The following is a 23,422-nucleotide window of genomic DNA, read 5'->3' as shown; positions in this document are numbered from 1 at the left end:
TAAAAAAGAGGGTGGCACCGATTTTTGCCACCCTCTTATTCTATATACTCTTAAACATCTACACGCTTAACGAAGAAAGAAACTACCAATCCGATTATGGAGGCAATTAACGCAAATAGAAAGGCGTTTTGGACACCGGCTGTCAAAGCTTCAGAGGCAGCAAGCGGATTATTGGGATCAGCCGTAGCCAAATAGCTTGCCTGGCCAGCTGACATGATGCTAACAGCAACTGCTGTCCCAATCGCCCCTGCTATTTGCTGAAGTGTATTCATGACAGCAGCTCCATCAGGGTAATACTGTCTTGGCAACTGGTTTAACCCATTTGTTTGCGAAGGCATCATAATCATGGCAACCCCAATCAACATGCATGTGTGCAAGATGATAACCGTTAATTGGGTAGTTTCGGTTGTTATATTAGTAAATAAGTAGGTAAATATTGTTGTTAATACAAAACCGGGAATAACCAAGTATTTTGGCCCGAAGGTATCAAATAATTTCCCCGTAATTGGTGACATAATTCCATTCACAATACCGCCAGGCAATAAGACAAGGCCGGCTGCAAAAGCTGACAATAACATTCCGCCCTTTAAGTACATAGGCAATAGAATGGATGAGGATAAGATGATCATCATACCCAGGAATACCATTAAAAGTCCAATAGAGAACATAGGGAACTTAAATACGCGTAAATTAAGCATTGGCTGTTCCATTTTAAACTGGCGGAAAGAGAATAGGATAAGGCTGAGTGCCCCAACAATAATCGGTAAAAGAACAGCTGGGTCGCTCCATGAGCTAGCACCCTCCCCGGCACTGCTGAAACCAAAGACGATTCCTCCAAAACCAATGGATGAAAGAATAATAGACAGAATATCTATTTTTGGTTTTGTGATGGTTGATACATTTTGCATATAGATGAGACCATATACGAATGTAAAAATAAGCAAAGGTAAGCATAGCCAGAAAATCGATTGCCAGCCCAGACTGTCTACGATTAATCCTGATAGGGTTGGACCGACAGCAGGTGCAAACATAATGACAAGCCCCATCATCCCCATAATTGTTCCGCGTCTATGAGGTGGGTATATAACCATAATAACATTTGTCATTAACGGTAGTAATAGACCTGTTCCTATAGCCTGAATGACACGTGCTAATAGAAGAATGGCAAAGTTAGGTGCCATAGCTCCTACTAAGGTCCCTACGATTGAAAAAATGAGGGAGGCACTAAATAGTTGCTTGGTAGTAAACCATTGGAGCAGTAATGCAGTTACAGGCACAAGAATCCCAAGTACAAGTAAATATCCTGTTGTTAACCACTGAACGACATGGGGACCAATGTGAAAGTCATCCATAATGTTTGTAAAAGCCATATTTAAGGCAGTTTCACTGAAGAGTCCAATAAAAGCACCAATCATAATAGCAATCACGATTGGAAGTGGCTTAATCTGCTTATTTTCTAAATTTGTAGCATGATTATTACTCAAATAATATTCCCCTTTCATTATGTATAATTACTAGACCAGTCTATATAATACGCTGATTAAGGATATACATTTATGTTTGCTTATTTCTTTAATATATCGGGCAGACATTTAGAGATGTTTAGTAAAGGCTGTCCATTTAAATTGGTTAGCGAACGGGTGATGGCTCCTTCGATCATTGAATTAACCAATAGACTTAAACGGTGCGCTTTTTCTGGTTCAAAGCCATCTTGAAGCATTTTATCATAATAAAGTGTTTCCCAGCCTTCAAATGCTGCCTTGCACGCTTTGCGTAAAGGTTCGCTCATTAAGGAAGTTTCCGCTGCCAATAATCCAATTGGTAAACCTTCAAAAAGGTCATTTTTATTGAAATGTTGAGCGATTTTTTCAATATGATATTGGAATGCCTCTAAGGCATGATCATACTGATTCATGGCCAGCTTAATATCATTTTCAATTTGAACGGCCATTTTATTGACTGCTTCTACGGCCAGTTGTTCTTTACCATCAGGGAAGTGATAATATAAAGACCCTTTAGGGGCACCGCTTTCCTTCAGAATTTGATTTAAGCCTGTTGCATGATATCCCTGTATGTTGAAAAGGCGAGTAGCAGCCTCTAAAATTTTTTGACGCGAGTCCATTTTTGCACTCACATGAAATCCCTCTTTTCAAGTATAATGACTGGTCTATATAAATGAGTGACTGTTTCATTCTATAAGATGGCTGTATTTTATGTCAATCATTCGTTGCAGGTATATTTTTTCGAGAGTAGATAGATTAGAAAGGGTGGTTGAGGTTATAAATTGGTTCTTCCAATGAAAAGAGATGAGTAGATGGGGTTGTAATAGAAATGGTCCCTTAAGGCTAAGGGACCAATAACTTTAAGCAGCTAATAGCTGTTTCTTGATTAATATTTCTCGATCGGCAGCATAAACAGGGCGATAGCCGTTTGTAATTAGGTTTTTAATATAGATTTTATTATAGATAAAGGCGAAAACGCCGCTTGTTAGCAATGCGCCTAATCCAAATAGAAAAAGATTGATTGTGATGGATATACCAAGCATAATAATCGCCCATTTATAGTCTTTGCGAAATAAAGCAGGGAATATTCCAAAAAAGAGAGTAGTCCAACTGAAGCCAAGCTTGACCTCTTTTATAATGCCATCCTTGTTTATTAGAGATATTTTCATACAATCACTCCTGGTTCATATAGTTCCATCATAAAAGAATTTTTAAAATGAATACATGGTAGTTTATAGAAGCATGTGTATGGTATGCAGGTAATTTGAGTAATAGAGAAATATCTATTATATAGGATTAAGGGACGAACAGAATGAGGGGAATGGTAGGCATAGGAGCTCTTACTTTGGCAAACTCATAATAAGAAAAACGGACAGCGACTAGAACTCGCTGTCCGTTTCGTATAGCTGTATCGATTTTTACCAATCCCAAAGCAAGACGAACATGGAACCGAAGATGGTAACTAGGGCTACAAATAATGCATAAAGGATATTGGTATAGAGTGTTCTTCTTTCCTTGGATTCATTAATATGCATGAACAGGAATATCTGCAAACTTGCTTGTAAGCCAGCTGTGATAAGCAAAATAGCCATTTTAAATCCAAATGATATCTCCAGGAAAAGAACTAATAATGCTGCCACTGTTAGAGCGATGGATGATAAAAATCCTATGATATGCTCTTTAGGGAATAACTTAGCCATTTTACATCAGTCCTTTCAGGTAGACGAAGCTGAAGATGAAAATCCAAACAACGTCCAGGAAGTGCCAGTACAGTGAAAAAATAAATGCTTTATTGGCAGTAAGGTGATTAATTCCGCGTCTGCTCACTTGAATCAGAATAGCGATTCCCCATAGAATTCCTCCGGTTACGTGGGCTCCGTGTGTTCCAAGCAATGTAAGTAATGCAGAAGTGAAGCCGCTTGTTTGGATGGAAGCTCCTTCGTGTACATAATGGAAGAACTCATAAATTTCAATGCCTAGGAAGGCTAATCCAAGGATAAGCGTAATCGAGAACATAACCATCATTGCTTTTTTCATGCCCATCCGCATAGCGTGAATCGCGATCCCAATCGTAAAACTACTTGCCAAAAGAATAAAGGTTTCAGCTAAAACCCCACCAAGAGCGAAGATATCGCTCCCGGAAGGCCCATCACCTGTACGATTTTCCAGTACAAAGTAGACAGTAAACAGTGTAGCGAATAATACGATCTCTGCTCCAAGGAAAATCCAGAAGCCCAGTATCTTAAGCTGATTTTGTTCAGTACTATATTCCAATGGTTGAGAGGCATCTAATTTCATTCTGTTTCACCTCGCAATTTTCTTTCTTCTTCTTCAATTTCTTTCACAGATATATGGAACCCATGATCATCATTGAAGGAACGTACAAACATCAAATAGATAATTGGAACCGCAGCGATAATGGCTGGAATCCACATACTAAATACCATAAAGAATCCCCAGAAGAAGAAGGCCACTGCCATTAGAAACGGTTTAAAGTCACTGCTAGGCATGTGTATTTCTTCGATTTTTCGTGTGAACAGATTATGTGTACCTTTTTTGTGATCCCACCAGGAATCTACAGAATCCACTTCAGGAGTAATGGCAAAGTTATAGGCTGGAACAGGTGTTTTCGTTGCCCATTCCAATGTACGGCCACCCCATGGATCTGAGTCTCCTTTTAGTCTTGGAGCATAACGGAAGCTCCAGTAGAAGCTATAAACGAGAACGATGAATCCAATTGCTAAACCTACAGCACCTAATGATGCGATAAGGTTCAATGGTCCATACCCAGTTTCTTCAGAGTACGTATACATTCTTCGGTTCATCCCTTTAAGTCCCAATGCGAATAGAGGCAGGAATGTGACATTGAATGAAATAGAAATAATCCAGAATGCGATTTTTCCTAATTTCTCGTCTAATTTGAATCCAAAGATTTTAGGGAACCAGAAATACATACCCGCCAGTACCCCAAACACTGTACCCGGTATTAAAACATAGTGGAAATGGGCTACCAAGAACATTGTATTATGATATTGATAATCCGCACTTGCCATCGCTAGCATAACCCCTGTGACTCCACCAAAGGTGAAGATTGGTATGAATGCCAGGGCATACAGCATTGGCGTGGTAATTTCAATTTTTCCTTTATACATCGTAAGGAGCCAGTTAAATATCTTAACTCCTGTAGGTACAGCGATTAACATCGTAGTAATCGAGAAGAAGCTGTTTGCCATGGCACCTTGACCCATCGTATAGAAATGGTGAACCCATACAGTAAAGGATAGGGCAGAGATGGCAAGCATACTGAACACCATTGATTTGTATCCATACAGATTTTTTCTCGCGAATGTTGAAATAACCTCACTGAATATACCAAAGGCAGGAAGAATAACGATATATACTTCAGGATGGCCCCATACCCAGAACAGGTTAGCCCAAAGCATATCCATTCCGCCATCTTGCATAGTGAAAAATTGTGTACCAAACAAACGGTCAAACATCATTAAGGCAAGAGCTACTGTTAAAACAGGGAAAGCAAAAACGATAATGATGCTAGTGATTAAAATAGACCATGTGAACATTGGCATTTTCCATAGAGTCATACCAGGTGCTCTCATTTTTAAAATGGTAACGATAAAATTAACACCCGTTAGCAGCGTCCCAATACCGGCAATCTGAATCGCAATACTGTAGTAGTTATTCCCCACAGTAGGGCTGAATTCTATACCTGCAAGCGGGAAGTAGGCTGACCATCCGGCATCCGGTGATCCACCAATAACGAACGAGATATTAAATAGCATTGCTCCGGCAAAGAATAACCAGAAGCTGATAGCATTTAAATAAGGGAAAGCAACGTCACGCGCCCCAATTTGAAGAGGCACAACAATATTCATTAATCCAATGATAAATGGCATTGCCATAAATAAAATCATAACCACGCCATGCGTTGTAAAGATTTCGTTATAATGCTGTGCATCAAGCAGTCCGTTTTCAGGCTTAGCTAACTGTCCACGCATTAATAAACCATCAACACCGCCGCGGAATAACATAACTAAAGCACAGAGAATATACATGACCCCAATACGTTTATGATCAACAGTGGTAAGCCATTCATCTTTAAGCCAGCGCCATTTCTTAAAATAAGTCAGGCCGATAACGATAGCCAGCGATACAGCGACAATACTTACCATTGCGCCATAGATTAACGGGCCACCATGTACTATAAATTTATCCCAATCCAAGGTTGTAACTCCTTTCTTATGAAAGCTTTAATTTTAATGATTTGAATGATCTTCGTGCTCGGAATTACCTTTTTCTGTATCTTCATCAAACGTGTTGTCTGCTTCATCGCTCTCGTTTGATGAAGATGGTTCAGAACCATGATGATGTCCTTCCGGTGGAGGGCTGAAATCCAAGTGAGTAGAAGAATATGATTGTCTGCCGACGTGTGCTGTATCAAGCAGCTTTTCAAATTTTTCTTCTGTTAACTTATCTTCATTTGCTTTTACATCACTAACCCATTCTTCGAAATCATCTGGAGTCATAGACAGTGCTTCAAAATCCATATGGGCGTAGCCTTCACCACTGAAGTTTGCATTTCTTCCCATCATGGAAGCTGGTGTTTCAGCTACAAAATTTAATTTTGTTACCATGTCACTCATGGCGTATTTTTGACCACCGAGCTGTGGAATCCAGAAGCTTGTAATTGGTCCATAAGAATATAGACGGAATTCTACTACTCTATTAGTTGGAATGTTTACATAGTTAACCGTTTCAATACCTTGCTCTGGATAACTGAAATGCCATTTCCAGTTTGAAGAAGCTGCGTAGATAACCAATGGTTTTTGATCTTCATAGCCTTTTGGCTTTCCTTCTACTTCAAATGTAGTTTTAACTGTGACTACAGCTAAAACGGCTACAATAATAATTGGTATGACTGTCCATGTTATTTCAAGCGCCTTGCTGCCTTCCATATGTGGAGGCTCGTAATCTTTTGGAGCTTTGGATGCTCGGTATTTATATAAAATAACGATAAAAAGTACATATACTACAAGCACAACAGCTGCCATTAAAGCCATTGAGAAAAGAATGGCATTGGATTGTGTTTTTGCGACAGGACCATTTGTGTCGAATACAACCCAGTCACATCCCGCTAACATAAGAATAGACGCCATCATGGAACTCAAAAGTGCCCATTTTTTATTCATATTTTTCCCCTTCCTAATGTAATAAGTAAATTCAAGCTATGTAAGGGAAATTCAGTAAATCTGCACACCTTGATAGTTATAATTTCCCTTTCTTGCTGCTATTTAGGTATAATTCTTCCTTTTTCCATAGCCCCTGATTTTCAATATAATAACTGAATTTCAAAATTACAAATATATGAAACTAAAAGAAGACATGGAAATCTTCAATTTTGACAAAGTTGTGAACAAATTAACAATTAATTATATTCTTAGAATTTATTGTAAAATTGTCACTTTAAAGTAGCATTTTTATGTGAATACTAGGATGTGAAATCTGAAAACGCCTATTATATAGAAAAAGGGTTTCGATCAGTATCAAAAAGGCTTAAACTTATGAGTAATCTAGATAAGTGAAACGGAGTTATACAATGAACGAAAAAGATTATGATGAGTTATTACATATAAAAACAGTCGGTAATCAAACTGGATTTTATAATTCTATGCATTATCACCGATATGAGCCGACTCCGTATTGGATTTTAGAAAAGTTATTGGATGAGTATGACCTTAATAGGGATGATCATATGGTCGATTTTGGATGCGGAAAGGGGAGACTAAATTTCTTTCTTCATTACAAGACAGGGGCGTTTGTAAGTGGGGTAGAAATGAATGAACAATTTATTAATGAAGCTGAGGAAAATCTCAAGAACTATAATTACAAGGGGAAAGACCGAATTCAATTTCACTGTTGTCTGGCAGAGGAGTTTCAAATTCAACCAACTTATAATAGGTTTTATTTCTTTAATCCTTTTACGATACAAATATTCCGCCAGGTTCTAACGAACATTCTGTTATCCGTCGAAGAAACATATCGCGAGGTACACCTAATATTATATTATCCATCTGAGGATTATATATATTTTCTTGAAAATCAATCTGTGTTTGAACTACACAAAGAGATTGTTCTAAGTGAAAAGAATCCTTTTGAGAGAATACTGATCTACCGGCTAGCTTATTAAATTGAAAAAGGCGTTCCCATTGGAATGCCTTTTTTCGTATAAAATATCAGAAGGTTTATGGAGTAGTGGTAGATTCAGTAATATAAACAACCAATTTGTAGCTCTTTAGGGCAAACAGCCGGATACCTATCATTAATTTGGGCCTGGCCTTTTTTCTGTTTTTTCTTCATATGGTTCCACATGAACATGGACACGATAGACTCCATGATCCTTCATTAAATCCTTTTCTACAAGAGTAGCAATATCATGGGCTTCTTTAATATTTAACGTGTTGTCTACCAAAATAATGATATCAATGACTTCATTATTTCCGTAATTTCGTCCCATAATTTTTTTAATTCCTTTAACCCCTTCTATTTGGTCAATGGAATTTTGATAGATTTTAATCTTAGACTCATCAAAGCCATCTGATAAGTAATGGGATGCTTCTCTAAAAATATCCCAGGCTGTTTTGCAAATCAATAACCCTACGAGTATGGCAGTAATTGTATCGAGGAAAGGCATATTTAGCTGGGAGCCGAATATGCCAATTGCTGCTCCAATACTGACATACGCATCAGAAATATTGTCTTTGGCAGCAGCTTTTACGGAATGGCTGTTGATTCTTTTGGCTAGCTTTATATTATAGCGATAGACGAAGTACATGACGAGGGCGGAAAAAATCGCCGTGTATGCTGCCGTTATATCAGGTATATTTTTTTCCCTGCTTAAAATGGATTGGAATCCATCCGTTAGAACTTGGATACCTACTGTCATCATGATAAAAGAAGATAGGAGAGAGGCAATCGATTCACTTTTCCAGTGCCCATATGCATGATCGCTATCGGGAGGCCGCTGAGAAACTTTTAAACCAATTAATACAGCTACTGAGGCAATGATGTCAGTTATATTGTTCAGCCCATCTGCACGTAATGCTTCAGACTCACTTATATATCCAACAATCAGCTTTAATATGGAAAGAAATAAGTATGCAACAATACTTAGGATTGCTCCGCGTTCACCTAATTTAAGGTCCCTGTATTTTTGTTTCTCCAAAAAGGTCACCTCAAGTTCTTTATTGAATTCATCATTACTTATTAGTATAGAATAAAATTCATAAAAAAGAGCGTTCCAATTAATTAATCATTTGGAATACTCTTGTTTTTTATTTCCTAATTAATTCACGCTGGTGCAGTTCATTTCCAAATCTTTAATGAATGCCATCCCTGCGTTTGATAATGAATGGTTGCCAGTTGATGAGAACTGACTATACGCACATGGATCAGATAGTAAATGGACTGAGGAAAGGATTGAAAATCGTTATTTGGAAATGTTTTATCCATCTGAACAAAAATGGCGTGATAAAGCAATTAATGATTATGAGTAAGGTCTAACGGGAATATTGACTAACCGTCAAGTAATACAATAGATTTGAATTATGAGTCTACACCGAAGATACAGCATCCTATTGATAAATCAAATATCGGGGGTATTAAGGCGTATGAATCCATTTATGAAAGCCGCTGTTGAAGAAGCGTATGAAGGAATTAAACAAGGGCATGGCGGACCTTTCGGAGCTGTCATTGTCAAGGATGGTAAAATCATTGGAAAGGGCCATAATATGGTGGTTAAGGAGCTTGATCCAACCATGCATGGAGAAATAGTTGCGATTAAGGAAGCATGCCTTCATGAAAATCATTATGACCTATCCGGAGCAGAGCTTTATACAACGGCTGAGCCTTGTCCTATGTGCTTAGGGGCCATCCTTTGGGCAGGTATCACGACTGTTTATTATGGATGTGATCGATTGGATACAGATAAAATAGGGTTTAGAGATGATGTCTTTTATAAAATGATTGATGGGAAGCGTTCATATGATTTACAGCGAGTTGATCATGAAGAATGTAAGGGATTATTCAAGGCCTATCAAGCAATCGAGAATAGAGTTATATATTAATAGTGATTCGGAAACTGAATAAATTTTTTAATCAAGACCTGATGTAATACCGTCCAGTCCAATCTAATCATAAAGGAGAATAAACATGTCCAATAGTTCTCATGTTATCCCAACTAATGATTTCAGAAAAATCTTAATGGGACGCCGTTCCATAAAAAGTTACGATCCTATGGTTAAAATCAGTCATAAAGAGATGACAGCAATATTCAGTGAAGCAACCAGCGCACCATCTTCAACGAATCTACAGCCTTGATTTTTTCTTGTTATAGAAAGCGATGAGGCAAAAGCAAAATTGATGGATATTGCCTCACCGACCAATCATAAAAAAATTGATACATCAGCGGTGACGATTGCAATTTTTGGCGACTTGCACAATACATTAAAAGCTGATGAGATTTATAGCGCAAATGTAGAGCTTGGGTATATGCCTGCTGAATATAAAGAACGCCAGCTTGAAGGTGTTTTAGGATGGATTGCTTCACTAACTGAACAGGATCGCAGAGATATCGTCATGACCGACTGCGGCCATGTAGCTATGCAATTGATGCTTGTGGCTCGTGCTCACGGATATGATACCAATCCTATTGCGGGATTCGATAAAACCCGTATTAATGATGTGTTTGGATTGGATCAAGAACGACATGCTCCGGTCATGATTATGACCATGGGTAAGGCGGCTGATAATGGATTCCCGACTATGCGTCTTGCAGTAGACAAAGTTGTCGAATGGAAATAAAGAGGTCACAAATGAATGTGATATGGTAGGGGCAGGTAACAACCTGCTCCTTTTCAATTGACTATGATAAAGGGATTTTCTGCGACAGTCTCCTGTATATATAAGTAACTGTCACGACTCTTTAAAGTAGTTAGTTAACCTTTAAGGATTTGATTGTAAAGTTTATGGTGTCGCTTACGAGATGTCTACTATATAGAAATTACCCTGCTATATTCAACGAACAAGTCAGAAGAACAGAGATGGAGAAAACAATTTGTTTTCTCCATTTGTTCTATAAAAGTACTGTATAGGAAACTCCATCTATTTAAATTCCCCATACCATAGACTGCAATATGGGTATACTCAACATTATTTAAAAATAACTGCAATGCTTGTAACATACCTGTAGTAACAGTAATGAATCCTCTATTATTAAATACCTGTCAATAATTATTTTATAGGATAAAAGTGGGGATTTTACAAAAAGAGGGACTTGATATCCGGAATATGGAAAAAAGAGAGATTTAAGCAGGACTGTTGATATATCAATATATTAAGTTAGGTGCGCGCTATGTGAGAAGGATGTCTATTATCCTATCTCGAGCTGTCTGGTAGTTTATGGTTCAAATGTTACAAAAAACTCATGTTACGATGTCTTTGTCGATTAAACAAATATCATGACAGGAGGAGATTTACCAATGAAACATAAACTTATCGTTACAATTGCAGCAGCCGCAGCGCTTTCCATTACAGCTATAACAGGAGCGGAGGCAGCCAGTGTATCTTCTAAACCGAATACAACAACTTCATATAAAGTGATGATCAGCGGAGGCATTATTAAATTCCCATGGGGATCTGTTCAACTTCCAACTATTGATAAACCAAGTCAGGATACGGATTCTGGTTCAAACAATGCCGTGGAACAAAATAAACCAAGTACGGATGCTCCAACTGTGGAAGAAGATAATTCTGATTCCAATGATACAGAATCAAACGATTATGAAGTAAGTGCATATGAGCAGGAAGTACTAGAACTTACTAACGCGGAACGTGAAAAACAAGGCTTAAAACCTTTAACACTAGATACAGAGCTAAGTAAAGTAGCGCGTATCAAATCAGAGGATATGCAGAAGAATAACTATTTCAGTCATACAAGCCCAACTTACGGATCTCCATTTGATATGATGAAACAATTTGGCATTTCTTATAGAGCGGCAGCTGAAAATATTGCTATGGGTCAACGCACGCCAGAAGAAGTAGTAAATGCGTGGATGAATAGTGACGGTCATAGAAAAAATATCTTAAGCTCCAGCTATACACATATCGGAATTGGTTATGTGGAGAACGGCAACTACTGGACACAAATGTTTATAGGCAAATAAGAGAGTACTATAAATATAGATTTTATATAGACTGTCCCAAAAGGAAGTGAAAACTTATCTTTTGGGACATTTTTTTATTAGCATTAATGAATGTTCCAAGCTAGAAAGCCTTTTCCTGTGTTTTTTTCCTGGCAGCATAGTATGTTATACTGTGATTTAATATTCTGGTATAGCAATTTATAGGTAAGGAAGGGAAGCTATGAAGCAGCTGATCATATCAAAAACATTGATATTTATCTTTGTTATCCTTTTTGTGACAGGCTTTGAGGCTGTGTTTGGGCAGCATAATGTTTTGATTGGGGTCACGACTGTGGTTGCTCTGCTCATGTATTTAGAGAGGGATTTTACTGTATCCCCATGGAAGAGTTTCATGCTGATTTTGGCAGTCAATTTGTCCCAAGGAATATTTGGTCAACTGGCCTTGATCAATCCCTGGGTAGGAATTTTAGTAAACTTTATCGCTATGTTTATTGTAGGATACTTTTTCACATCTAACATAAAAGGACCTATCCATATTGCGGTTGGTTTGCAATATTTATTCATTTTGACCGATCCAGTTCCGTTGGAGGAATTCCCATTGAGACTAATGTCTCTGGTTGCAGGGGCTTTGATTATCATGATGGTACAATGGGTATTTAATAGAAGGAAATTATCTAAAAGGGGCAATCATTATTTCTTGCAGGTATGTAGCCATTTGCAAGAAAAGTTAAATCGTATTCGAGATAACCAGCCTGATCAAGAGTTGGATTCCATCATTCTGTCTGATATCAACGAGTTCAGGAAGGTGATTTATTTTCGGAGTGTCAAGGGTTATTATCTGACTCACGAAGGCAGAGTTCGTTTGAAGATTTCGGTCTGTCTTGAAAAACTGCATTTGATGTTAAACCGCAAAGCTGCAAGTGACTACCCAGAGGATGTCTTGGATGCTCTGAATTTTGAATTGAGACAGATGAGGGATTACGCCAATAAAGGGTCAAGCTTATCTGATGATTCATTGAATAATCTAAACATAGCGCTTAACAAACATGAATCCGCATACATAGTCGAAATGATTAGTACGTTGAAATTATTGCGTGAATTATTGAGGTACCTTCATACCAGTGAATCATCTGAACTGAACAAGGTTGAGAGTGTGGTAGAGATTCCTAGAGGCTACCGGAATACCTATCAATTTTTAAAGGACATTAATCGACATTCAGCTCGTTTCACATATGCACTGCGATTGGGTATCACTATTGCAGCTGTTGCTTTAATCGTTGATTATTTTAACATCAATGAAGGACGCTGGATTTTATTTACTATATTTTCTGTGACGCAACCTTATTATGAGACAGCTAAATATCGCTTCAAGGAACGCGTGATCGGCACTTTAATGGGAGCGGCTATCTTTGTACTATTATTTAGTATTTTTCATGAAACGACTATACGCTCCTTCCTGGTCTTGCTGGTTGGGTATTTGAATGGCTATGCGGTGAAGTATAGAAATGTCGTATTGACTGTCACGATATCTGCTCTTGGAACAGCTGCTCTCACGGGCGACCCGACGCTCCTGTCACTGAGAAGAGTTATGCTTGTACTGATAGGGATAGGTATTGGTATGCTTGCAAATCGTTTATTACTTCCACATACGCTGGAAAAGGGTACAAGAGATTTGATGAAAAGCTACAAACAAGTATCCAAGGAATTGCAGCATGAAGTGTCCGCTTATTTAAACCAAAGAAATAATGCACATACAATCAATCATTTATTTGCCGTTTCCGCTTTAATAGAGGAAAGAATACTTTTAAATAATCAAATGCTGCAGCTTGAAGAAATGGAAAACTTTCTATCATCTCAGCGCCGTTTGAATCATGCCATTTATGATATGTTCTTGCGGATGCAAAGGGAGGATGTAGATGTCCATCTGATGAGAGAAATATTAGTAAAGCTCGATTCGATTCTGGCTTTAGAAGGGGATTGTGTAAATGAGCAGGCTGGTCAATTATATGACAGACTTCAGCTTTCTAATTCCCTGGAAGAATACGTGTTGTTAAAGGACGCACTGCGAATATTAAAAGGATTTAGAAAGCAGGCTTACTTCAAATAGAACTTCTATATTAAATATTGCGATATCCTAAAAATAAAAATGAAAGGGCATACAAGCTCAACTTTTCTTATTTAAATTGCTGAGGAACAAGAAGAAGCGCGAGATGTATGCTCTTAAATGGTAGAGAAAAAGTTCTACTTAAACTAATGAAAAATAATAGAAAGATAAGCTTCACATAATTCATTTTATGAGGTGGGAGAGATGGATAAACAATGGTGGAAAGAAAGTGTCGTGTACCAGGTTTATTGGAGAAGCTTTTATGATAGTGATGGGGATGGATATGGAGACTTAAGAGGGGTAATAAGGAAGCTGGATTATATAAAAGAGTTGGGTGCAGATGTAATCTGGCTCAATCCTTTTTACCTTTCTCCTGATAAAGATAATGGATATGATATTTCCGACTATTATTCCATTATGCCGAAAGCGGGCAGTATGGAGGATTTTGAGGAATTAATGAGGGAAGCACAAAAACGAGATCTAAAAATTATTATGGATTTAGTCATAAATCATACTTCAAATGAGCATGATTGGTTTAAAGAATCCAGATCCAGCAAAGATAATCCAAAAAGAGATTGGTATATTTGGAGAGATGGAGACCAAGTGAACCCTCCCAATAATTGGCGTTCTTACTTTTCCCCGTCAGCATGGGAATATGATCAACGGACTGGTCAGTATTATTTTCATTCATTCGCAGCTGAACAGCCCGATTTGAATTGGGAGAATGAAGAAGTCCGTAAAGAAATATATCGAATTCTAAATTTTTGGTTAAAGAAAGGGATTAATGGATTTAGGCTAGATGCAATTGCCCTGCTTGCGAAGCCGGAGGATTTTCCGGATGCAGACGATCCGGATGATATTCGTTATTTGGCCAACCATCCCAAAGTTCATGATTATTTGCAGGAGATGAATGAACAGGTATTCCGTCATTATGATGTGTTAACCGTAGGGGAGGTAGCCTTCGTGACGCCGGAGCAAGGGTTATTATATGTGGATAAAAACCGCCATGAACTGAATACCTTGTTTCATTTTGAAGTTTGTGATGAAATGCCAACCTGGGACTTAAAGAAATTTAAAGAGATTCAGGCGCGCTGGTATGAAGGATTGAAAGAGAAAGGCTGGAACTCACAATTTATTAATAATCATGATCATACAAGAGTGGTAACCAGATATGGTAATGATAAAGAGTATCGTGTTCAATCAGCCAAACTATTTGCTGCGTTGCTGCATTCTTTGCCGGGTATGCCTTATATTTATCAAGGAGAGGAAATAGGAATGACAGGGATTCGCCTTTCTTCTATTGACGAATATAACGATATTGCGATGAAAAATCAGTATGCTGAGTTGGTGTCAAAGGGATGGGACCCGAATACGGTTCTTAGAGATTTGCAGCCATTAAGCAGAGACAATAGCCGTACACCGATGCAATGGACCAATGAAGAACATGCGGGATTTACAACAGGTACACCGTGGATTCGAGTTAATCCAAACTATAAATCAATCAATGTGAACAATGAATTGCATAATCCTGAATCAATCTTTTATTTTTATCAAAAGCTGATCAAGCTGCGGAGTCAGCACAAGGTCTTTGTATATGGGGATTATCAGGAATTATTTAAAGGACATTCTCATCTTTATGGATACAAAAGAAGCTACGCTGATGAGACGATTTACTTTGTTTCTAATGTTCAGCCGAACACTATACATATTGAGCTGAACAGTGAAATGGATTTGCAGGGGACATCTATTCTGATTTCTAACTATAATGAAACGACAAGCACAAAATTAAATGCCTATGAAGTACGTATTTATTTAAAAAAAGCTTAGCTGGGATAATTGATTCCAACGGCAACAATATAGAACAAACAAAAGATAATTAAAATAAGACTCCGAATGATTCAGAAGGTCGTTCTGAAAGTGAAAATGTAGTTCCGAACCATTCGGAGGGGAGCTCCGAGAATCAAAAAGAAGATAAAGACGATAGAACCCAAAACATACCTGGCACTTTTTAGACTATTCATATTAGTTAGATCATCAGGTATGTTTCATTAGTTATGCTGATTGGATTTTAAGGGGGAAATAAAAGGAATGGTTTCAAAACCTGTATCTTTTTGATAAATAGAATTAACTAGAGGTGTATGTACATAATACTTATTATTATTGTGGCTACTTGGTATCTATTTAAGTAATGCCGTTATTTAACGGGGGATAAAGATGAAGATAATCGTAAAAAGAATTATCATCACCATAATTTTGACCAGCGGATATTTTAATATGGGAGCAGGGGTGGGAACAGCCGAAGCCAATAAGGAAGAATTAACTGTGGCATTGTCTCCGAATGTGATTAAAGGATTCGACCCTTTTCTGTATACAAGGGCAAACGGTTCTCCTTTAATTCAAAGTACTTTATTATCCTTTGATAAGGATATGGGAATTACATATGATTTAGCTGATGAATATCAGGTCAGTGAAGATAAAATGACCTGGGAATTTAAAATTAGGGATGATGCTTATTTTTCGAATGGGGAACAAGTGAAAGCGAGTGATGTAGCTTTTACCTTTAATACAGCTAAGTACAATGGATGGTATGATCTATCTTTGTTAAAAGAAGCCAAGGTGATAGATCAATACACTATCCATTTTCGATTAGAGAAACCCTTGTCAACCTTTAGTTATACAGCTGCTCAGCTTGGAATAGTCCCTGAGAATCAGTATGATGAGTTATTCACTTTGAATCCAATTGGATCAGGTCCCTATATTCTGGAGGAGTGGAATGTAGGAGAGCAGGCGGTTTTTGTCAGGAATGAGCGATATTATGGGAAAAAACCTATTTTTAAAAGGGTCATCATTCTTTTTATGGATGAGGAAGAAGCCTATGCAGCGGCGCAAAAAGGTCTGGTAGATGTCGCTCAAACATCTCCGGCATTTGCAAATGTGGGCGTAATAGATGGAATGGATATCAAAGCTTTTAAAGGTAGTGATCAGTATGGAATCTCCTTTACTACTGCCCCACTAGAATCAGATGCCTCTGGCAAAGAAACTGGCAATGGGGTAACAAGTGAATGGTCCATCCGCCAAGCAATTAATTTAACAGTTAAACGTGATCACCTCATAAATGAAGTTCTTTATGGATATGGAGAAGCAGCCTATCATGATGCTGATCGGCTTCCGTGGGGCTACAAAGAAACAGAGTTTGAAGACAATAATATCGACAAAGCTAAAGAAATTTTGAAAATTGCGGGATGGATTGATAACGATGAGGATGGTGTGTTGGAAAAACAGGGAATAGAAGCGAAGTTTAAGCTTTTGTTTCTGGAGTCTGACCCTATAGCGCAGTCCATGGCGACATTACTTATGCAACAATTAGCTGAAATTGGAATCTCAGTAGAAGTGGTTGGTCAGAATGAGGAGAAAATCAATTCAAATAAGTTTAATAATCCATTCATTATGCGTGTGGGTAATCATAGTCCAATCGATTTGTATCATAGGATTCATGAAGGTAATACTAGGATGAATTTACATATATCTGCTGAAGTGAATCAGTTGGTTGAGGGAGCGCTTGCTAGCGGTGATTTTCAAATATGGCAATCAATTCTGAGGCAGACCGCGAAGGATTTACCGTGGATATGGTTGGTCCATCCAGATCATTTATACTATACAAAGAAAGGATTAAATTTAGGAGAGCTGGCATTTCAATCAAATGAACAGCCTCTATCTTTGTTAAATAATATAGAAGAATGGACTTGGGAATAATAAGGAAAACCTCTCCTGTTACTGGGAGAGGTCTTGTGTTTTTTGTAAGTTGATTTGTTCGTCTGCTCTCTTTGGTCGTTTAACAAAGAAGGCAAGGATAAGAGCCAATACAGCAATAAATGTCGCTATAAAGAATGCATCGTTAATCCCATCTACTGTTGCTTGAGTATAGATTTGTGCCTCCAATTGAGCTATTTCTTCTGGACTTGGTTGACCGGTAAGCTTACTCATTGCTTTTTCTGCCAATTCTTCCGCATGTATTTTCGTACGTGATGTCATAACGGAAACAAGTAAGGCGGAACCAATTGCACCGGATACTTGATTAAGTGTACTGTTCATAGCTGTACCATGTGGATTTAATCGGGCAGGCAATGAATTCATCCCGTTGGTCATAATCGGCATCATGACCATTGACATACCGAACATACGAACAGAGTACATCACAATTAATGTTCCATAAGTAGTTTCAGTTGTTAATTGACTGAAGAAATAAGTTGTAGCGACTGTGATGGTTAAACCGATTATGGCAAGAATCCGACCGCCAAATTTATCAAATAATTTACCTGTAATTGGTGACATAATTCCCATAATGATTGCACCTGGAAGCATTAATAAACCAGAATCTAATGGGGATATACCACGTATATTTTGCAGGTAAATTGGCATTAAAATCATGGCTGAAAACATCGCCATATTCAAAACAATCGATATAGCTGAAGATAAGGAGAACATTGGATATTTATAGACACGGAAATCGAGCATCGGCTTTTCCAGTTGAAATTGGCGAACAATCAACAAAATCAAGCCAATTACACCTGCAATCAGTGTACCGAATACTTCAACATCATCCCAGCCTTTACTACCCGCCGAGCTGAATCCATATAATAACCCTCCGAATCCGACACTTGAAAAAATAACGGATAATACATCCAATGAAGCGTTACTTTTTTCTTTCTTATCTTTTAATTTAAAAATCGATAGTAGTAAAACAATAACGGCAAACGGGATGATCATATAGAACAGATATCTCCATTCATAATGTTCAATAATCCACCCTGATAATGTAGGACCAATTGCAGGGGCAAAAATCATAACAATCCCTAAAATCCCCATCGCACCACCACGTTTTTCAATTGGGAAGCTCGTTAAAAGAACATTCATTAAGAGGGGCATCATAATGGCAGAGCCTGCTGCTTGAATCATTCTTCCAACCAATAATAATGCGAAGCTCGGTGCAAATCCGGAAAAGATTGTTCCGATTGTAAATAGAATCATCGCGGTTATAAATAAGTGTCTAACCGAGAACTTCTGAATTAAAAACGCTGTTGATGGAATGATAATTCCGTTTATCAGCATATAACCTGTTGCGAGCCACTGAATCGTTGTTGGCTCAACTTTAAAATCCGCCATCATGGACGGAAGGGCAACATTCAATAATGTTGAATTCAATATAGATACAAATGCACCGGCTAAAAGAATGGCTATAATCCCATAATTGGGACGCATTTGTTGTCTTTCTGTTGCTGTCATGTACTTCTCTCCTTTTGATTTATACTATATGTTTAATTATTAGACTCATAATTCATGTTGATTATATTACTCTCTTTCTTTTCGTTTAGCAATTAAAATAATTTAGAATATATAAATTTGTATTTACCCTAAAAATAAGCTAATATACACTCAAATAACTGAAGTCATAGGAATGGATTGAGTTGTTATGAACGTAAGAAAAAAGCAAGTTATCAGCCATGCAAAGAAACTTTTCATTGGAAAGGGATATAGAAATACGTCTATTCAAGAAATTATTGAAGATAGCGGGATCTCCAGAGGAACATTTTATAATTATTTTCCTTCTAAAAGTGAACTTTTCAAAGCTGTATACGATTCCTTCCTTGAAGAGTATCACCAACAGCGAGATGAATTAATTATTGGGAGGGATCTCAGTAATATAGACATCTTTATAGAGCAACTTTATGTACAAAGGAAATCACATTCGCATAATCAATTATTTGCCCTTATTGAAGATGTAATGGTATCTAATGATATTGAACTAAAAGATTATTTGAAACAAACGAGATGGTTATATTTAAATTGGATTCACAACCGCCTTGTCGATATTTTTGGGGTGGAGAAGAAACCGTATTTGTTAGATTGTGCAATTATTCTATCCGCCATGGTCCAACACCACATGCATTTTTATAGTATTGCAAAAGGAGATCTTGATGCGAAAAAAGCAATTCGTTATTATTTAGATCGCATAAAGGTGATTGTTGATGATGTAAGTAAGAATGATGTTGTTTTAATAGAACCGGAAGTGTTAACTATGTTTATTCCGGGGGGTCCAAAAGGAAACAGGGATTTTTGCTACGATTTAATCCAATCCGTTAACCAACTAAAGACTTACCTTGAACAAGAGGTTGTTGATGCTGAGTTTCGTGCGGAAAAGCTACAAATAATCGAATTCCTGCAAGATGAACTATTGCATAATAAAGAGCCGCGACATTACTTAGTTAAAAATATGATTGCTTCATTAAATCATGATTCTATCTTGAGGGGTACTTCCTGCTATGGAAGGTTTAGAGAAATCATCATGGAATGGTTGAATAAGTAATAGAAGGGCCATGTTAGCAAGTAGTTTGCCATAGCATGGCTCTTTTTGGGCGAGTCATTTTGTTATGGGCTATTTTGATACAAATTTAAGACCAATGGCAGAGATTAAAATGAGTAATATGAAAATAATTCGTTTTAAGCTTTTCGCTTCTCCAAATAAAAGCATGCCAATTAATGCTCCTCCACTGGCACCAATACCAGTCCATACAGCATAGGCAGTACCCATGGGAAGTGTCTTCATTGCGAATGATAGACAGAAAAAGCTCCCCGAAAAACCGACAATCAAAAGAAGCAGAGATAAGAGATCCCTATTTTTATTCAATCTATTAATCATGCCGACCCCAAATATTTCTAAAAATCCAGCGATAACCAGTGCAAACCAGGCCATTATTAGTTAGCCTCCTTTTTGGAGGTGTCTTCATCAGTCACTATTTTTAAACCAATCACACCTATTAATAAGAGAAGAATTAATGCTATTTTCTCTATTTTTAACGGTTCATCAAAGAAGAGAATCTCCGCAATAACCGTTCCAGCTGTTCCCAATCCGACAAAGACAGCGTATACCGTCCCAACCGGCAGGTAGCGGCTTGCATCAATCATCATATAAAAGCTGATACAGATTGCAGCAAGTGTAATCAGCCACATCCATATACTGTCTGCATTTTTAAGACCGCTTACCCAGATGATTTCAAAGAAGGCCCCTATAATAACCTTTAACCAATGTCTGTTCATCAAAACAACTCCCTAGTGATATAACAATATAGCAGATTGTTTGTACTGTTGTTCATTTTAGCAATTATAAAATTGGTTTGCGAGTAGAAGAATCGAGAAAGAGTTTGATAAACTAATTATATAAGAAAGGTACGGGGGTGAAATAAGATGGATGATCCAACTATTTCGACCAAGGAATTAGTAAAAAAAATTCGCTATATAGACGACACCTATCCGAAAGAGGAACTTGATCTTCTATTGATTCGTGAGGATGCTATTCCTGAACTATTGAGTATATTAGATTTGGTTCGCAAGGAACCAGAATTGTTTCTTAGTGAACCTGATCGAATTGACCATATTTATGCAGCTGTTTTGTTGGGACAGTTAAACATCAGAGAAGCATTTTATCCATTTTTACAAACATTAAAATTACCGGATGATAATGCATTGGAATTATATGATGATTACCTGGTTACAACGGCTGGCCGTATACTTGCTGATACATATCCCGGTGAAATAGTTATGGACGGAAATATCCCTTCCATGCCGGATTTGGATGCATTATTTGATTTAATTGATGATCAATCTTTGGATGAGTGTATTCGTGCTACTGGAATTCAAGCAATTACATCCCTTGTCCTGCAAAAACGTATATCAAGGGAAATGGTTGAATATTACTATCATGATCTACTGCAGGGGGATTTGGTAGATGAATCAGGTTATATGTATACCATTCTAATTGATTCATGTATGGTATTAAATTTCCGAGATTTATATGATGATATCGCAGAGGTTTTTGCCCAAAAGAAAGTGAATGCCCTTGATATGTCGCTCGATGATGTGGAGGAGCAATTTAGGAACTATGATCCGTTATATGCAGATGATTGCCGTCCCATTACAAATGTTCATGAAGAGTTCACTTGGTGGGCTGGTCATTATCAACCCGGAAATTCACAGGCTTCCAGAAGCATAAAAGTGGGCAGAAATGATTCATGCCCATGCGGAAGCGGGAAAAAGTATAAGAAATGCTGTGGGAAATCTTGATTTATACACTTTATGGGTTTTAGCCCCCGTATGTACAAGTTGGGTTTGTGTACATATGGGGGTATTTTGTATGCGTTAAAAGGGAACTTACTCTACGATTTTGATGGAAGATTAAAGGAGCTATTTACTATAATGCTGTTTCAGGTCTTTGAGAGTTAATATTGTACAATTATTGTAATTTTTCAGAGTTTCAATACGTTCGTCACACTTTATTCCTACATTTAAGCTTATAGGAAAATAGAAGGTTACTATTAGAAATATAATAAATAAACAATTATTTATATATTTGGGATTTTTTATAATATAATTCAACTAAGCTAAAGAAATGTTAAAGAAAGTGGTGGATGAGATGGATTTGAAGAAGTCAGATCGACTAAGTAGCGGTGACAGGATAGCTACTGCCAGTTTTTCTTGGGGTGGGGCAGGAGATCCAGATATTCGCTGGCGTTATCAGATAGGGAAAAAACGGTTGGAGGAGTTTGGTTTAGAAGTTATTGAGCTGCCTCATACATTAAAGGGATCAGAGTATGTATATAATCATCCAGAAGAACGGGCACGCGATTTGATGGATGCCTTTCAAAATCCATCGATTAAGGGGATATTCTCTTGTATTGGCGGAGATGACAGCATTCGAATGCTGCCATACATTGATTATGAGGTAATCAAAAATAATCCAAAGATTTTCCTTGGCTATTCTGACTCTACCGTCACGCATTTTATTTGTTATAAGGCAGGGGTAATGAGTTATTATGGTCCTTCGATTCTGGCTGAATTTGCAGAGAATGTAGAGGCTTTTGATTATACGAATCATTGGGTGAAACGGGTTTTATTTTCTGGTGAACCTATTGGCGAAGTTGGACCGCCATCTGAATGGACAAGTGAATTTATCCCTTGGGAAAAGCAAAACTGGACACGTAAAAGAAAAACATCACCGCATAGCGGTTATGAGTTATTACAGGGAGAGGGAATACATAAGGGGAAATTATTAGGAGGATGCATGGATGTGCTGGAAATGCTTAAAGGGACTGTAGTGTGGCCTGCAATTGATGAATGGAAGGATAAACTGATATTTTTTGAGACATCAGAAGTGAAAGTGAGTCCGGATCTGTTTCTTGGATGGCTGCGAAATTACGCGGCGCAGGGAATTCTGCAAAATGCTAAGGGTTTATTATTTTCCAAGCCATATGATGATTGTTATTACGATGAGTATAAGGAAGCAATCCTTAGTGTGGTACGGGATGAGCTAAAGTTAACGGATTTGCCGATTCTATATAATATGAGTTTTGGACATACGGCTCCAATGAGTATTATTCCTCTCGGGGCTATGGCTGAATTGGATTGTGAAAGAAAAACATTTAGCATACTTGAAGCGGGTGTGAATTAAGGTTCGAGGTTTACACACTCCCGAAGCAGGGACTATGAAGGTAACTAAAGCTGAAATAGGAGTTTTAGAGGTCAATCTTCTAAGAAGGGGGAGGTTG

20 protein-coding genes and 1 pseudogene are annotated in these 23,422 nt (G+C 37.7%); 10 read left to right on the top strand and 11 right to left on the bottom strand.

Annotation, left to right across the window (positions count from 1 at the left end; all coding sequences use genetic code 11):
• Positions 1-50: 50 nt before the first annotated feature.
• The 7 genes from AC4BHP_RS14665 to qoxA all read right to left on the bottom strand — a co-directional run bounded on the left by AC4BHP_RS14665 (position 51) and on the right by qoxA (position 6,709).
• A complete protein-coding gene (locus AC4BHP_RS14665; RefSeq protein WP_490553053.1) occupies positions 51-1,484 on the bottom strand; it encodes a DHA2 family efflux MFS transporter permease subunit in 1,434 nt (477 codons plus the stop codon).
• Positions 1,485-1,564: 80 nt separating this feature from the next.
• On the bottom strand, positions 1,565-2,122 hold the full coding sequence (locus AC4BHP_RS14660) for a TetR/AcrR family transcriptional regulator (protein WP_490553196.1): 558 nt from the start codon (positions 2,120-2,122) through the stop codon (positions 1,565-1,567).
• A 240-nt stretch (positions 2,123-2,362) separates the two neighbouring features.
• The gene (locus AC4BHP_RS14655) at positions 2,363-2,671 is read right to left on the bottom strand and encodes a hypothetical protein (protein ID WP_066108154.1); all 309 of its coding nucleotides are present in this window, start codon (positions 2,669-2,671) and stop codon (positions 2,363-2,365) included.
• A 249-nt stretch (positions 2,672-2,920) separates the two neighbouring features.
• Positions 2,921-3,202, bottom strand: a complete 282-nt coding sequence (gene qoxD, locus AC4BHP_RS14650; RefSeq protein WP_066108151.1) for a cytochrome aa3 quinol oxidase subunit IV — start codon at positions 3,200-3,202, stop codon at positions 2,921-2,923.
• A 1-nt stretch (position 3,203) separates the two neighbouring features.
• Complete coding sequence (gene qoxC / locus AC4BHP_RS14645) at positions 3,204-3,800, bottom strand: cytochrome aa3 quinol oxidase subunit III (RefSeq protein WP_139892705.1); 597 nt, start codon at positions 3,798-3,800, stop codon at positions 3,204-3,206.
• Positions 3,797-5,743, bottom strand: a complete 1,947-nt coding sequence (qoxB, locus tag AC4BHP_RS14640; protein ID WP_066108144.1) for a cytochrome aa3 quinol oxidase subunit I — start codon at positions 5,741-5,743, stop codon at positions 3,797-3,799. Before qoxB ends, qoxC begins: the two co-directional genes overlap by 4 nt.
• A gap of 33 nt (positions 5,744-5,776) precedes the next feature.
• Positions 5,777-6,709, bottom strand: coding sequence for a cytochrome aa3 quinol oxidase subunit II (qoxA, locus tag AC4BHP_RS14635; RefSeq protein WP_139892704.1), 933 nt, complete (start codon positions 6,707-6,709; stop codon positions 5,777-5,779).
• A gap of 407 nt (positions 6,710-7,116) precedes the next feature.
• Between qoxA and AC4BHP_RS14630 the strand changes: the two genes are divergently transcribed.
• Positions 7,117-7,707 (top strand): methyltransferase domain-containing protein, encoded by a 591-nt coding sequence (locus AC4BHP_RS14630; protein ID WP_490553046.1) that lies wholly within the window; start codon positions 7,117-7,119, stop codon positions 7,705-7,707.
• 132 nt (positions 7,708-7,839) lie between these two features.
• On the opposite strand, the gene AC4BHP_RS14625 is transcribed toward AC4BHP_RS14630, so the two are convergent.
• Positions 7,840-8,742, bottom strand: a complete 903-nt coding sequence (locus AC4BHP_RS14625) for a cation diffusion facilitator family transporter (protein ID WP_139892702.1) — start codon at positions 8,740-8,742, stop codon at positions 7,840-7,842.
• A gap of 445 nt (positions 8,743-9,187) precedes the next feature.
• Between AC4BHP_RS14625 and AC4BHP_RS14620 the strand changes: the two genes are divergently transcribed.
• The 6 genes and pseudogenes from AC4BHP_RS14620 to AC4BHP_RS14595 all read left to right on the top strand — a co-directional run bounded on the left by AC4BHP_RS14620 (position 9,188) and on the right by AC4BHP_RS14595 (position 17,576).
• A complete protein-coding gene (locus AC4BHP_RS14620; RefSeq protein WP_066108129.1) occupies positions 9,188-9,643 on the top strand; it encodes a nucleoside deaminase in 456 nt (151 codons plus the stop codon).
• 85 nt (positions 9,644-9,728) lie between these two features.
• Positions 9,729-10,379: pseudogene (locus AC4BHP_RS14615) on the top strand (nitroreductase family protein).
• A gap of 677 nt (positions 10,380-11,056) precedes the next feature.
• Positions 11,057-11,740 carry a CAP domain-containing protein gene (locus tag AC4BHP_RS14610; protein ID WP_066108126.1) on the top strand — a complete coding sequence of 228 codons (684 nt, stop codon included), beginning with the start codon at positions 11,057-11,059 and terminating at the stop codon, positions 11,738-11,740.
• Between the two features lie 199 nt (positions 11,741-11,939).
• Entirely contained in the window at positions 11,940-13,826 is a 1,887-nt protein-coding gene (locus tag AC4BHP_RS14605) for an FUSC family protein (protein ID WP_139892701.1), read from the top strand.
• Between the two features lie 201 nt (positions 13,827-14,027).
• Positions 14,028-15,650, top strand: coding sequence for an alpha-glucosidase (locus tag AC4BHP_RS14600; protein WP_490553037.1), 1,623 nt, complete (start codon positions 14,028-14,030; stop codon positions 15,648-15,650).
• A gap of 387 nt (positions 15,651-16,037) precedes the next feature.
• Entirely contained in the window at positions 16,038-17,576 is a 1,539-nt protein-coding gene (locus AC4BHP_RS14595) for an ABC transporter substrate-binding protein (RefSeq protein ID WP_066108117.1), read from the top strand.
• An 18-nt stretch (positions 17,577-17,594) separates the two neighbouring features.
• Here the strand turns inward: AC4BHP_RS14595 and AC4BHP_RS14590 are convergent, their stop codons facing one another.
• A complete protein-coding gene (locus AC4BHP_RS14590; protein WP_490553034.1) occupies positions 17,595-19,106 on the bottom strand; it encodes a DHA2 family efflux MFS transporter permease subunit in 1,512 nt (503 codons plus the stop codon).
• A gap of 187 nt (positions 19,107-19,293) precedes the next feature.
• Between AC4BHP_RS14590 and AC4BHP_RS14585 the strand changes: the two genes are divergently transcribed.
• On the top strand, positions 19,294-20,187 hold the full coding sequence (locus tag AC4BHP_RS14585; RefSeq protein WP_066108110.1) for a TetR/AcrR family transcriptional regulator: 894 nt from the start codon (positions 19,294-19,296) through the stop codon (positions 20,185-20,187).
• Positions 20,188-20,256: 69 nt separating this feature from the next.
• Here AC4BHP_RS14585 and AC4BHP_RS14580 read toward each other — a convergent pair whose 3' ends face one another.
• Together AC4BHP_RS14580 and AC4BHP_RS14575 are read right to left on the bottom strand one after the other, a co-directional pair.
• The gene (locus tag AC4BHP_RS14580) at positions 20,257-20,574 is read right to left on the bottom strand and encodes a DMT family transporter (RefSeq protein ID WP_066108107.1); all 318 of its coding nucleotides are present in this window, start codon (positions 20,572-20,574) and stop codon (positions 20,257-20,259) included.
• 2 nt (positions 20,575-20,576) lie between these two features.
• Complete coding sequence (locus tag AC4BHP_RS14575; RefSeq protein WP_066108103.1) at positions 20,577-20,918, bottom strand: DMT family transporter; 342 nt, start codon at positions 20,916-20,918, stop codon at positions 20,577-20,579.
• 147 nt (positions 20,919-21,065) lie between these two features.
• On the opposite strand from AC4BHP_RS14575, the gene AC4BHP_RS14570 reads away from it, so the two are divergent.
• Both AC4BHP_RS14570 and AC4BHP_RS14565 read left to right on the top strand, forming a co-directional pair.
• The gene (locus tag AC4BHP_RS14570; protein ID WP_066108100.1) at positions 21,066-21,941 is read left to right on the top strand and encodes a DUF1186 domain-containing protein; all 876 of its coding nucleotides are present in this window, start codon (positions 21,066-21,068) and stop codon (positions 21,939-21,941) included.
• Positions 21,942-22,290: 349 nt separating this feature from the next.
• Positions 22,291-23,325, top strand: a complete 1,035-nt coding sequence (locus AC4BHP_RS14565; protein ID WP_139892698.1) for a S66 family peptidase — start codon at positions 22,291-22,293, stop codon at positions 23,323-23,325.
• Positions 23,326-23,422: the final 97 nt, after the last annotated feature.

This window comes from Pradoshia sp. Z4_20 (assembly GCF_058216035.1).
This window is presented reverse-complemented; position numbering and strand designations above follow the sequence as displayed.